This is a genomic window from Streptomyces sp. NPDC006012 (assembly GCF_042871185.1).
Taxonomy (GTDB): Bacteria; Actinomycetota; Actinomycetes; order Streptomycetales; family Streptomycetaceae; genus Streptomyces.
In genome coordinates this window covers 925806-938507 of sequence record NZ_JBIAIE010000001.1, presented here as the reverse complement: position 1 = coordinate 938507, position 12702 = coordinate 925806, and the positions used below count along the sequence as shown (strand labels likewise).

Genomic DNA, 12702 nt, shown 5'->3' with positions numbered 1-12702 from the left:
GACCTGCCGGTGTGGGGCGCGCTCGCGCAACTCCTGTTCGTGTTCGGCATCGCGGAGATCTGCCTCGGCTGGCACCGGACGCTGACCGTCGCGTACGTCGCCACTCTCGCCGGGACGCTGTACGCGCGCGTGGGCATCGCGCTGGGCCCGGACTCCTGGCTCGGCCTGCCGGCCTCGGACGCACAGGTCGTGGACACCGGCCCGTCGGCGGCCGTGGTGGGGCTGGCCCTGTATCTGTGCTGGCGCTACCGCGCCCGTGCGACGGCGGTCGCGGTGGTTCTGGCGATGGTGACGGAGGTACTCGTGAAGGACAACCTGGCAGGCAAGGAACACATCGCGGCCCTCGCAGGCGTGGCAGCACTGTGCGGGGCCCTCTCCAGAAAAGCGCGGGGAATCATGCGACCGACCGCAGCTCCTCCACAGCCGGACGACGGTCCCCCGCCCCCCACCACAGCCGCGTCGGCGTCCGCACCCCGCCGACTGCGACTCCGACTCCGACACCGCACCGGCCGGCGCCCCCGCACCCCCGGATACCCTGCGCCGATGTCCGCACCCCACGCCACGCCGCCCACGCAGCCCGCCTCCCCGCAGGAGGGCCTCCGCTTCGCGTTCGGCACGCTCACCGTGCTCCCCGTCCCCGTGACCCGCTGGGACCGCGGCGCCGCCCGCCTCGGCATGCTCGCCGCCCCGCTGGTCGGGCTGGTCGTGGGTGGCTGTGCGGCGGCGACCGGGCTCCTGCTCCTCGTCCTGGGCGTCTCCCCGCTGCTCGCGGCCGTCGCCACCGTCGCCGTACCGGCCGTCCTGACCCGAGGTCTGCATCTGGACGGACTCGCCGACACCGCGGACGGACTCGGCAGCGGAAAGCCCGCCGGGGAAGCGCTGCAGATCATGAAGCGGTCCGACATCGGCCCGTTCGGCGTGGTCACGCTGTTGCTGGCGGTGGTGACCCAGGTGGCGGCCCTGGCGCAGGGGTACGCCGAGTCGTGGGCCCGGGGTGCGTTCGCCGCCGTGGTCGCGGCGACCGCCGCCCGGCTGGCGCTGACCGCCGCGGCCCGCACCGGGGTGCCGGCGGCCCGGCCGGAGGGGCTGGGCGCGGCGGTGGCCCAGGTGGTGCCGGCGGGCCGCGCCCTGACGGTCGGGGTCGCGGTGGTGGCGGCGGCCGGGGCCGGGGGCACCCGGTTCGGGACGTACGGCGCCGTCCAGGCCGCCGCCGCGGTCGTCCTCTCCGCCGTCGTCGCCGAACTCCTGCTGCGCCGCTGCGTGCGCCGGTTCGGCGGGGTCACCGGAGACGTGTTCGGCGCGCTCGCGGAGACGGCGGCGACGGCGGCCCTCGTGGTCCTGGTGCTGGGCGGCTAGCGCCGGCACGGCACGGACACGGCGCCCGAGCAGGGGCACGGCGCCCCCGTACGAACACGATCTCTCACGGCGGAATTCGGCGTTCCAGGAGGAAATCCACCACCCCCTCGTGAAGGACACGGGCGGCATCGGTGAGAATTCAGCGAAGAGGCGGGCGGATCGTCCGTCCGGAACCGGCGAGTGTGTCTCAGGTCACCACAGCGGAGGGGGATATGTGGCCATGACGCCACTCGCGGGTCAACGCCCGGGGTAATGAGCAAGCGCACACACACGCGTAGGCTCGTCCCGGGTGCTCGCCGACAGGGCGAAGGCCCCGGTAGCGACGCGCCCTGCGGCCAGTGCCAGGGTCGGCCCCCGGGCCCGGTCGACCCACCCATTCGGCCACAGCAACTTCACATCGGAAGCGAGATTTCACCACCGTGACTGCTCTCACTCTCAGCACCGCCGCGGCGCCCGGCCTACGGGCCGACGCGATCGTCGTCGGTGTCGCAAAGGGCGCCAAGAGCCCCGTCGTCGCGCCGGGCGCCGAGGCCGTGGACCAGGCGTACGACGGCAAGCTCGCCGGCATCCTGGAGACCCTCGGTGCCACCGGCACCGAGGGCGAGCTGACGAAGGTGCCGGCTCCGGCCGGCTTCAAGGCTCCGCTCGTGGTGGCGGTGGGCCTCGGCGAGAAGCCCGCGAAGAACGCCGCGCACGACACCGAGGCGCTGCGCAAGGCCGCCGGTGTCGCCGCACGCACGCTGGGCGGCGCCAAGAAGGCCGCCTTCGCGCTGCCGGTCGCCGACGCCGCCGCCGTCTCCGCGATCGCCGAGGGCGTGCTGCTGGGCGCGTACTCGTTCGACAGGTACAAGGAGAACGGCAACGGCAAGGGCGCGAAGGCCGGCAACGGCAAGGCCCCGCTCGCCGAGGCCGCGCTGCTCGGCGCCAAGCCCCGCGACAAGGAGCACAAGGCGGCCCTCACGCGTGCCACCGCCGTCTCCGAGGAGCTGAACCGCGCCCGCGACCTGATCAACACCCCGCCGAACGACCTCAACCCGGAGTCGTTCGCCGCCATCGCCCAGGCCGCGGGCAAGGAACACGGCATCAAGGTGCAGGTGCTCGACGAGAAGGCACTGGCCAAGGGCGGCTACGGCGGCATCCTCGGCGTCGGCGTCGGCTCGGCGGCCGGCCCGCGGCTGGTGAAGCTGTCGTACTCGCACGCCAAGGCGAAGAAGCACCTCGCCTTCGTCGGCAAGGGCATCACCTACGACTCGGGCGGCATCTCCCTCAAGCCGGCCGGTCACAACGAGACCATGAAGTGCGACATGAGCGGCGCCGCCGCGGTGTTCGCCGCGGTCGTCGCCGCCGCGCGGCTCGGCCTGGAGGTCAACGTCACCGGCTGGCTGGCGCTCGCCGAGAACATGCCGTCGGGCTCGGCGACCCGTCCCGGCGACGTGCTGCACATGTACAGCGGCAAGACCGTCGAGGTGCTCAACACGGACGCCGAGGGCCGGCTCGTCCTCGCGGACGCGCTGTGGGCCGCCTCCCAGGAGAAGCCGGACGCGATCGTGGACGTCGCGACCCTGACCGGTGCCATGGTGCTGGCGCTGGGCAGCCGCACCTTCGGGATCATGGCGAACGACGACGCGTTCCGCGGCACCATCCACACGCTCGCGGAGGAGGTCGGCGAGCCGGCGTGGCCCATGCCGCTCCCGGACCACCTGCGCAAGGGGATGGACTCGCCCACGGCCGACATCGCCAACATGGGCGAGCGGATGGGCGGCGGGCTGGTCGCCGGTCTGTTCCTGAAGGAGTTCATCGGCGACGGCATCACCTGGGCGCACCTCGACATCGCCGGTCCGGCGTTCAACGAGGGCGGCCCGTTCGGGTACACGCCGAAGGGCGGCACGGGCACCGCGGTGCGCACGCTGGTGCGGCTGGCCGAGCAGACCGCGGACGGCGCCCAGGGCTGAGCCCGCCCGCCGCTCAAGGGGCCCGGGGCGACTGCGGACCGGGTACGTCCGGTCACGCGGTGGCCCCGGGCCCCTGAGCGTCGCCGTGCGCGCCCGCCGGGACGTGCGGTGTCTCACACCTGGGCCCCGAGTCCCGTACTCCCCCGGCAGGTGCAAAGATGGAGCCCGGCAGGACAGGGCCCAACAGGGCCGAAGAACGAGCGGCCGGACACCAGCCGACCGACCGGTCAACCCCCCGTTTGGGACAGGGTCCGGCGTACGGCGCACATGCATGGAGGACGTGACGTGGCGAACGACGCCAGCACCGTTTTCGACCTAGTGATCCTCGGCGGTGGTAGCGGCGGTTACGCCGCGGCCCTGCGCGGGGCTCAGCTGGGACTGGACGTCGCCCTGATCGAGAAGGACAAGGTCGGCGGTACCTGCCTGCACCGGGGCTGCATCCCCACCAAGGCCCTGCTGCACGCGGGCGAGATCGCCGACCAGGCCCGCGAGAGCGAGCAGTTCGGCGTCAAGACCACCTTCGAGGGCATCGACGTACCCGCCGTCCACAAGTACAAGGACGGTGTGATCTCCGGGCTGTACAAGGGCCTGCAGGGCCTGATCGCCTCGCGCAAGGTGACCTACATCGAGGGCGAGGGCCGCCTGTCCTCCCCGACCTCCGTCGACGTGAACGGTCAGCGGATCCAGGGCCGCCACGTCCTCCTGGCGACCGGCTCCGTGCCGAAGTCCCTGCCGGGCCTGGTGATCGACGGCGACCGCATCATCTCCTCCGACCACGCCCTCGTCCTGGACCGCGTACCGCAGTCCGCGATCATCCTGGGCGGCGGTGTCATCGGCGTCGAGTTCGCCTCCGCGTGGAAGTCCTTCGGCTCGGACGTCACGGTCATCGAGGGCCTCAAGCACCTCGTCCCGGTCGAGGACGAGAACTCCTCCAAGCTTCTTGAGCGCGCGTTCCGCAAGCGCGGCATCAAGTTCAACCTGGGCACCTTCTTCCAGAAGGCCGAGTACACCCAGAACGGTGTCAAGGTCACCCTTGCCGACGGCAAGGAGTTCGAGGCCGAGGTGCTGCTCGTCGCCGTCGGCCGCGGCCCGGTCTCCCAGGGCCTCGGCTACGAGGAGCAGGGCGTCGCCATGGACCGCGGCTACGTCCTGGTCGACGAGTACATGCGGACCAACGTCCCCACCATCTCCGCCGTCGGTGACCTGGTCCCGACCCTCCAGCTCGCGCACGTCGGCTTCGCCGAGGGCATCCTGGTGGCGGAGCGCCTGGCCGGTCTCAAGACCGTCCCGATCGACTACGACGGGGTGCCGCGGGTGACGTACTGCCACCCGGAGGTCGCCTCCGTCGGCATCACCGAGGCCAAGGCCAAGGAGATCTACGGCGCGGACAAGGTCGTCGCGCTGAAGTACAACCTGGCGGGCAACGGCAAGAGCAAGATCCTGAACACCTCGGGCGAGATCAAGCTCGTCCAGGTCAAGGACGGTGCCGTGGTCGGCGTCCACATGGTCGGCGACCGCATGGGCGAGCAGGTCGGCGAGGCCCAGCTGATCTACAACTGGGAGGCGCTGCCCGCCGAGGTGGCCCAGCTCATCCACGCCCACCCGACGCAGAGCGAGGCGCTCGGCGAGGCGCACCTGGCCCTGGCCGGCAAGCCCCTCCACTCCCACGACTGAGCCTTCGGTCGACAAGCGCGACGACACAGACTTCCGCAATTCGTTAGGAGCACCCGAAACCATGGCGGTTTCCGTAACCCTTCCGGCGCTCGGTGAGAGCGTCACCGAGGGCACTGTCACCCGCTGGCTGAAGGCCGAAGGCGAACGCGTCGAGGCCGACGAGCCGCTGCTCGAAGTCTCGACCGACAAGGTCGACACCGAGATCCCCTCGCCCGCCGCCGGCGTGCTGGCCTCCATCAAGGTCGCCGAGGACGAGACCGTCGAGGTCGGCGCCGAGCTGGCCGTGATCGACGACGGTACCGGTGCCCCGGCCGCCGCCCCGGCCCCGGCCGCCGCCGCGGCGCCCGCACCGGCTCCGGCCGCCCCCGTGGCCGCCCCCGCCGCCCCCGCCGCCCCCGTGGCCGCCCCGGCCCCGGCCCCGGCCGCCCCCGCGCCCGCCGCCGCTCCGGCAGGTGGCGCGCAGGGCACGGACGTGGTCCTGCCCGCGCTCGGTGAGTCCGTCACCGAGGGCACCGTCACCCGCTGGCTGAAGTCGGTCGGCGACAGCGTCGAGGCCGACGAGCCGCTGCTCGAAGTCTCGACCGACAAGGTCGACACCGAGATCCCCTCGCCCGTCGCGGGCGTGCTGCTGGAGATCGCGGTCGCCGAGGACGAGACCGCCGAGGTCGGCGCCAAGCTCGCCGTCGTCGGCGCCCCGGGTGCCGCCCCGGCCGCCGCGCCGGCTCCGGCCGCCCCGGCCCCGGCCCCCGCTGCCCCGGCACCGGCACCAGCCGCCCCCGTGGCCGCCCCGGCACCCGCCGCCCCCGTGGCCGCCCCGGCGCCGGTCCAGCCCGCCGCCCCGGCGCCCGCGCCGGCCCCGGTCACGCCCGCGCCGGCCCCGGCCGCCCCGGCTCCCGCCGCGACGGCCGGTGACGACGGCGCCTACGTGACCCCGCTGGTGCGCAAGCTCGCCGCCGAGAACGGCGTCGACCTGACCACCGTCAAGGGCACCGGCGTCGGCGGCCGGATCCGCAAGCAGGACGTCATCGCCGCCGCCGAGGCCGCGAAGGCGGCTGCCGCCGCTGCCCCGGCTCCGGCTCCGGCCGCCGCCCCGGCGGCCGGGAAGGCCGCGCCGAAGCTGGAGGTCTCCCCGCTCCGCGGCCAGACCGTCAAGATGCCCCGCATCCGCAAGGTCATCGGCGACAACATGGTCAAGGCGCTGCGCGAGCAGGCCCAGCTGTCGTCGGTCGTCGAGGTCGACGTCACCCGCCTGATGCGGCTGCGCGGCCAGGCGAAGGACTCCTTCGCGGCCCGTGAGGGCGTCAAGCTCTCCCCGATGCCGTTCTTCGTCAAGGCCGCCGCGCAGGCGCTGAAGGCCCACCCGGTCATCAACGCCAAGATCAACGAGGCCGAGGGGACCATCACCTACTTCGACACCGAGAACATCGGTATCGCGGTGGACTCCGAGAAGGGCCTGATGACCCCGGTCATCAAGAACGCCGGCGGCCTCAACATCGCGGGCATCTCCAAGGCCACGGCCGACCTGGCGGGCAAGGTCCGGGCCAACAAGATCACCCCGGACGAGCTGTCCGGCGCGACCTTCACCATCAGCAACACCGGCTCCCGCGGCGCGCTGTTCGACACGATCATCGTGCCGCCGGGCCAGGTCGCGATCCTCGGTATCGGCGCCACGGTCAAGCGTCCGGCCGTCATCGAGACGGAGGAGGGCACGGTCATCGGCGTCCGCGACATGACGTACCTGACCCTCTCCTACGACCACCGCCTGGTGGACGGCGCCGACGCGGCCCGTTACCTGACCGCGGTCAAGGCGATCCTGGAGGCGGGCGAGTTCGAGGTCGAGCTGGGCCTCTGACCCCACCCACTCCACGGTGCCCCCGTCCGACCCCGGGCGGGGGCACCGTGATGTCCACCCCCCTCCCCAACAGGCGCGCGGGGAACTGCGCGAGCAGCCACAACACATCCGCAGCCGACCAGCACACCGCCTCGCCCCACCCCACTCCCACCCCCGCAGCCGCCCCGCCCCACCCGCTCCCCGCGCCCCTCACACCCCCTGTAAGCCTCATCTCACCTGCACGAAAGCATCCCGACCCGCCCCACCCGCAGAGCGAACCGGCCTTATTGTCTAAACGTCAGTGCCTCGGGGCCGGTGGGCGGCCCCTCCCGAAGGAGTCGTCATGACTGCGCCCGTCGTCCACTCGCTGCGCGAGCAGATCCGCGAGCACATCGTGGAGGGAATCGTCAGCGGTCGCTGGAAGCCGGGCGAGCGGATCGTGGAGCGCCGGATCGCCACCGAGCTGGAGGTCAGCCAGACCCCGGTGCGGGAGGCCCTGCGGGAGCTGGAGTCGCTGCGGCTCATCGAGTCGGCGCCGAACAAGGGCGTACGCGTACGCAACCTGACGGCCGCCGACCTGGAGGAGAGCTACCCGGTGCGGGCGGGTCTGGAGGCCATCGCGGCGGAGCTGGCAGCGGAGCGGCTGGCCCAGGACTGCTCGGCGCTTGAGCCGCATGTCGCCGCCCTCTACGAGGCCGACCGGGACTCCGACGGCACGGCCCAGGTGCGGCACACCGTCGCCTTCCACCGCGAGCTGGTCCGCGCGGCGGGCAACTCGGTCCTGCTGCACACCTGGGAGGGGCTCGGCATCGAGGTGTTCACCGCGCTGTCGATCCGCTGGCTGGGCACGGTGCAGCAGTCCTACGCCGAGGAGCACGAGGACCTGGTGGCCGCGTTCAAGAGACGGGACCCGCGCATCGCCGAGTTGGTGAAGGCCCATGTCCTGGGATGCGCACCGCGGGCCTAGCCCATGATCGGCGCCCGGATCCACCTCGGTGTAGGTTGATCCAGACACCTCTCCACCTGCGGGAATGCGGGGCCGCACCCGTCACCCGGTGCCACCGCCAGGGGCACCCCGTGCCGAGTTTCTCGTAATCAAGAGGTTTTGCCCCTCAACCCTTTGATCGATCATCGATCACGGAGTTAGAGTCCTCACGGGCTTCCACCGGAGCCCACGCCCTGTCCTGCCAAAGACCAAGGGCACCCCGAACCCTTACCGATGAGGGAACCCCCTTCGACTGAGGAAGGCGGCGACATGACCGACCCCAACGCCATCCAGCCGAGCGCGCTCGACCAGCTCCCGGACCGCGACCCCGAGGAGACCGCCGAATGGCGGGCCTCACTCGACGCCGTCGCCCGTGAGGCCGGGCCGCACCGCGCCGCGTACCTGATGCGCCGCACGCTGGAACAAGCCGAGGCGGACGGCATCGCGCTGCCGAAGCTCCTCGAAACCGACTACGTCAACTCCATCCCCACCGCCGCCGAGCCGGCCGTGCCCGGCGACGAGGCGATGGAGGCCCGGATCGCCGGGTGGAACCGCTGGAACGCGGCCGCGATGGTGACCCGCGGCAGCAAGTACGGCGTCGGCGGCCACATCGCCACCTTCGCCTCCGCCGCCTGGCTGTACGAGACGGGCTTCAACCACTTCTTCAAGGGCAAGGAGTCCGCCGAGGCGCCCGGCTCCGGCGACCAGATCTACGTCCAGGGCCACGCCTCCCCCGGCATCTACGCCCGCGCCTTCCTGGACGGCCGTCTCGACCGGACCCAGCTCGACAACTTCCGCCAGGAGGCCGGCGGCAACGGCCTGCCGTCCTACCCGCACCCGCGCCGCCTGCCCTGGCTGTGGGAGTTCCCGACGGTGTCGATGGGCCTCGGCCCGCTGTCGGCGATCTACCAGGCACGCTTCAACCGCTACCTGACCAACCGCGGCATCAAGGACCTCTCCGCCTCGCACGTGTGGGCGTTCCTCGGCGACGGCGAGATGGACGAGCCCGAGGCGACGGCCGCCCTCGCGCTCGCCGCGCGTGAGGAGCTGGACAACCTCACCTTCGTCATCAACTGCAACCTCCAGCGCCTCGACGGCCCGGTCCGCGCCAACTTCAAGATCGTGCAGGAGCTGGAGGCCCAGTTCCGCGGCGCCGGCTGGAACGTCGTCAAGTCCCTGTGGGGCTCCGCCTGGGACGAGCTGTTCGCGCTCGACACCACGGGCGCGCTGGTACGCCGGCTGCGCGAGGTGCCGGACGCCCAGGTGCAGACGTACCAGACCCGGGACGCGGCCTACATCCGCGAGGACTTCTTCGGCAAGGACCCGGCCCTCGTCGAGCTGGCGAAGCTGCTGAGCGACGACAAGATCCTGGAGTGCTTCCACCTGTCGCGCGGCGGCCACGAGCCCCGCAAGGTCTACGCGGCCTACCGGGCGGCCCTGGCGCACAAGGGCGGCCCGACCGTCATCCTGGCGCAGACCGTCAAGGGCTTCACTCTCGGCGAGGGCTTCGCGTCGAAGAACGCCAACCACCAGATGAAGAAGCTGACGGTGGACGAGTTCAAGACGATGCGCGACCTGCTGGGGCTGCCGATCCCGGACGGCGACTTCACCGACGGCCAGGTGCCCTACGGCCACCCGGGCGCCGACTCCGCCGAGGTGCGCTACCTCCAGGAGCGCCGCGCGGCCCTCGGCGGCCCCGCCCCGGCCCGCCGTGTGCACCCGCTGCCCGCGCTGCCCGCGCCCGCCGACAAGGCGTTCGCCGCGTTCGACAAGGGCTCCGGCTCGCAGAACCTGGCGACCACGATGGCCTTCGTCCGTCTGGTCAAGGACCTGGTGCGGGACAAGGAGACCGGCAAGCGCTGGGTGCCGATCGTCCCGGACGAGGCGCGCACCTTCGGCATGGAGTCGCTGTTCCCGTCGCTCGGCATCTACTCGCCCAAGGGCCAGACGTACGAGCCGGTCGACCGCGACCAGCTGATGTTCTACAAGGAGGCCAAGAACGGCCAGATCCTCAACGAGGGGATCACCGAGGCCGGTTCGATGGCCGACTTCATCGCCGCTTCGACGTCGTACGCGACGCACGGCGAGGCGATGATCCCCTTCTACATCTTCTACTCGATGTTCGGCTGGCAGCGCACCGGCGACCAGATGTGGCAGCTCGGCGACCAGCTCGGCCGCGGCTTCCTGGTCGGCGCCACGGCCGGCCGCACGACGCTCACCGGTGAGGGCCTGCAGCACGCCGACGGCCACTCCCCCGTGATCGCCGCGACCAACCCGGCGGCGCTGACGTACGACCCGGCGTTCGCGTACGAGATCGCGACGATCGTCAAGGACGGCCTGCGCCGGATGTACGGCGAGGCCGCGCCGGGCGAGGACCAGAACGTCTTCTACTACCTGACCGTCTACAACGAGCCCCTGCCGCAGCCGGCCAAGCCGTCCGCCGCCGGTATCGACGAGGCCATCGTCAAGGGCCTGTACCGCTTCAACACGGCGGAGTCGGCGGGGCTCGCCCCCGCATCCCCCAAGCTCTCGGCTTCGCTCGACCAGGGTGGTACCCCCATCGCCCCGCGCATCCAACTGCTGGGTTCCGGTACGGCGATCCACTGGGCCCTGACGGCGCAGAAGCTGCTCGCCGAGGAGTGGGGCGTGGCGGCCGACGTCTGGTCCGCGACGTCCTGGACGGAGCTGCGGCGCGACGCCATGGAGGCCGACGCGGCGCTGCTGTGCGGCGAGGACCGGGTGCCGTACGTCCGTCAGGCGCTCCAGGGTGCCGAGGGCCCGGTGCTCGCGGTCTCCGACTACATGCGCCAGGTGCCGGACCAGATCGCGCAGTGGGTCGAGCAGGACTACTCCTCGCTGGGCGCCGACGGCTTCGGCCTGTCGGACACCCGCCCGGCCGCCCGCCGGCACTTCGGCGTCGACGCCGAGTCGATCGTCGTCGCGGCGCTGGCCCAGCTCGCCCGGCGCGGCGAGGTGAAGGCGACGTCGGTGAAGGAGGCCCGGGAGCGTTACGGGCTGTAGGACGTCCGTGGGTGTGCGGGGCGGGGCCCGGTAGTGAACCGGCGCCGCCCCGCACACCCCGTTCGGGCGTCGCGGCCCCGCACCCCGCGCCCCGCCCCCATACCCCCGTGACGACCCCACCGCACCGGGGGCCGTCGCGGGGCCGCCGCACCGGATGGGCCGGTGGACGACCGTTGTCAGAGGCCGGCGGCATCATGAAGGGATGCGTGCCGCCCGACTGATCAAGATGGTGCTTCTGCTCCAGTCCCGTCACTCCATGACCGCCGCCGAGCTGGCGCAGGAGCTGGAGGTGTCGGAGCGGACCATCACCCGCGACGCGCAGGCCCTCTCGGAGGCGGGCGTCCCGGTGTACGCGGACCGGGGGCGGGCCGGGGGGTACCGGCTGATCGGCGGGTACCGGACGCGGTTGACGGGGCTGGCGCGCGGCGAGGCCGAGGCGCTGTTCCTGAGCGGGGTGCCGGGGGCGCTGCGGGACATGGGGCTCGCGGACACGGCCTCGGCGGCCCGGCTGAAGGTGTCCGCCGCGTTGCTGCCCGGCCTGCGGGACGCCCCGCGGACCGCCGCGCAGCGGTTCCATCTGGACGCGCCGGGCTGGTTCCGCGAGCCGGAGACGCCGGCGCTGCTGCCCGTGGTCGCGGAGGCGGTCTGGGACGACCGCTGTCTCACGGCCGGCTACCGCCGCGGCGAGACCGAGGTGGAACGCGCCCTGGAGCCGTACGGACTGGTCCTGAAGGCCGGCGCCTGGTACCTGTGCGCGCGGGTCCCGGACGCCGGGGTGTTCCGGACCTACCGGGTGGACCGGTTCACGGCCGCCCGCGGCGACGGCCCCCGCTTCTTCCGCGACGAGGACTTCGACCTGCCCGGTTACTGGGCGGCACAGGCCGAGCGGTTCGCCCGGTCGATCCTGCGCGCCGAGGTCGTCGTACGGCTGTCCGCGGAGGGCGTGCGGCGGCTCGGGTACGTGGTCGATCCGCTCGCCGCGCGCGAGGCGCTGCGCACGGCGGGCGAGGCGGCCGCCGCGGACCCGGACGGCTGGGTGACCGCGACGCTGCCGGTCGAGTCCGAGGAGGTCGCGTACACGCAGCTCACCGCGCTCGGCCCGGAGGCGGAGGTGCTGGCGCCGGACACCCTGCGCAAACGGTTCGCGCAGGACGCCGCCCGGCTCGGCCGGCTGTACAGCGGTTGACGGCCCGCACTCCGCGTGCGTGGCGCCCGGACAGGCCCGATGCTTGACCCGTGATGGACGAGACGGAGTTCTGGGACCTGGTGGACGCCGCCCGTGAGGCCGCCGAGGGCGACCCGGAGGAGCAGGCGGACCTGCTCGTGGAGCGGCTCGCCCAGCTCGACCCGGACGCGGTGCTGGACTTCGCCCGTCACTTCGAGGCCCGCTACAACCGTGGCTACCGCTGGGACCTGTGGGGCGCCGCCTGGGTGCTGCTGGACGGGGCCAGCGACGACGCCTTCGACTTCTTCCGGTGCTGGCTGATCGGGCAGGGCCGGGACGTCTTCGAGGGCGCCCTGCACGACCCGGACTCGCTGGCCGACCTGCTGGACGACTTCGACGAGGAGATCGACGGCGACGGCGAGGAGCTGGGCTACGCGGCGGACGAGGCGTACGAGCAGCTCACCGGCACCGTCGCCCCGGACCTCGGGCTGGCCCCCGCGCCCGCCGAACCGGAGGGCGAGCCGGTCGACTTCGAGAGCGAGCGGGCCCTCGCGGAACGCTATCCGAAGCTGTGGGAGCGGTTCCGGGGGTGAGGCCGCGGGGACGGCGCGCTGCCGGGGTGCTGCGGGGACGCCAGGGCGTCAGGCGGTGCCGCGCCCGCGGCCGGCGTCCGTGGGCGGGCGGCCGTGGAGCTGCCGGGCCCGTACCGCGGCTGCTG

Annotated in this window: 8 protein-coding genes; all 8 read left to right on the top strand. The window is 72.8% G+C overall.

Annotated features, from left to right (window positions below; all coding sequences use genetic code 11):
- Window positions 1–543: 543 nt before the first annotated feature.
- Window positions 544–1356, top strand: coding sequence for an adenosylcobinamide-GDP ribazoletransferase (locus ACFYPJ_RS04035; protein WP_389010156.1), 813 nt, complete (start codon window positions 544–546; stop codon window positions 1354–1356).
- Window positions 1357–1775: 419 nt separating this feature from the next.
- The gene (locus ACFYPJ_RS04030; protein ID WP_389009969.1) at window positions 1776–3308 is read left to right on the top strand and encodes a leucyl aminopeptidase; all 1533 of its coding nucleotides are present in this window, start codon (window positions 1776–1778) and stop codon (window positions 3306–3308) included.
- Between the two features lie 285 nt (window positions 3309–3593).
- Window positions 3594–4982, top strand: a complete 1389-nt coding sequence (lpdA, locus tag ACFYPJ_RS04025; RefSeq protein ID WP_389009966.1) for a dihydrolipoyl dehydrogenase — start codon at window positions 3594–3596, stop codon at window positions 4980–4982.
- 61 nt (window positions 4983–5043) lie between these two features.
- Window positions 5044–6834 carry a 2-oxoglutarate dehydrogenase, E2 component, dihydrolipoamide succinyltransferase gene (sucB, locus tag ACFYPJ_RS04020; protein WP_389009963.1) on the top strand — a complete coding sequence of 597 codons (1791 nt, stop codon included), beginning with the start codon at window positions 5044–5046 and terminating at the stop codon, window positions 6832–6834.
- A gap of 322 nt (window positions 6835–7156) precedes the next feature.
- The gene (locus tag ACFYPJ_RS04015; RefSeq protein WP_389009960.1) at window positions 7157–7780 is read left to right on the top strand and encodes a GntR family transcriptional regulator; all 624 of its coding nucleotides are present in this window, start codon (window positions 7157–7159) and stop codon (window positions 7778–7780) included.
- A 288-nt stretch (window positions 7781–8068) separates the two neighbouring features.
- Complete coding sequence (gene aceE, locus ACFYPJ_RS04010) at window positions 8069–10819, top strand: pyruvate dehydrogenase (acetyl-transferring), homodimeric type (protein ID WP_389009958.1); 2751 nt, start codon at window positions 8069–8071, stop codon at window positions 10817–10819.
- A gap of 202 nt (window positions 10820–11021) precedes the next feature.
- The gene (locus tag ACFYPJ_RS04005) at window positions 11022–12005 is read left to right on the top strand and encodes a helix-turn-helix transcriptional regulator (RefSeq protein WP_389009955.1); all 984 of its coding nucleotides are present in this window, start codon (window positions 11022–11024) and stop codon (window positions 12003–12005) included.
- 53 nt (window positions 12006–12058) lie between these two features.
- On the top strand, window positions 12059–12577 hold the full coding sequence (locus ACFYPJ_RS04000; RefSeq protein WP_389010153.1) for a DUF4240 domain-containing protein: 519 nt from the start codon (window positions 12059–12061) through the stop codon (window positions 12575–12577).
- Window positions 12578–12702: the final 125 nt, after the last annotated feature.

Coding starts and splice junctions, on each gene's coding strand:
- ACFYPJ_RS04035 (WP_389010156.1), top strand. CDS start 544: ATGTCCGCACCCCACGCCACGCCGCCCACGCAGCCCGCCTCCCCGCAG.
- sucB (WP_389009963.1), top strand. CDS start 5,044: ATGGCGGTTTCCGTAACCCTTCCGGCGCTCGGTGAGAGCGTCACCGAG.
- ACFYPJ_RS04015 (WP_389009960.1), top strand. CDS start 7,157: ATGACTGCGCCCGTCGTCCACTCGCTGCGCGAGCAGATCCGCGAGCAC.
- aceE (WP_389009958.1), top strand. CDS start 8,069: ATGACCGACCCCAACGCCATCCAGCCGAGCGCGCTCGACCAGCTCCCG.
- ACFYPJ_RS04005 (WP_389009955.1), top strand. CDS start 11,022: ATGCGTGCCGCCCGACTGATCAAGATGGTGCTTCTGCTCCAGTCCCGT.
- ACFYPJ_RS04000 (WP_389010153.1), top strand. CDS start 12,059: ATGGACGAGACGGAGTTCTGGGACCTGGTGGACGCCGCCCGTGAGGCC.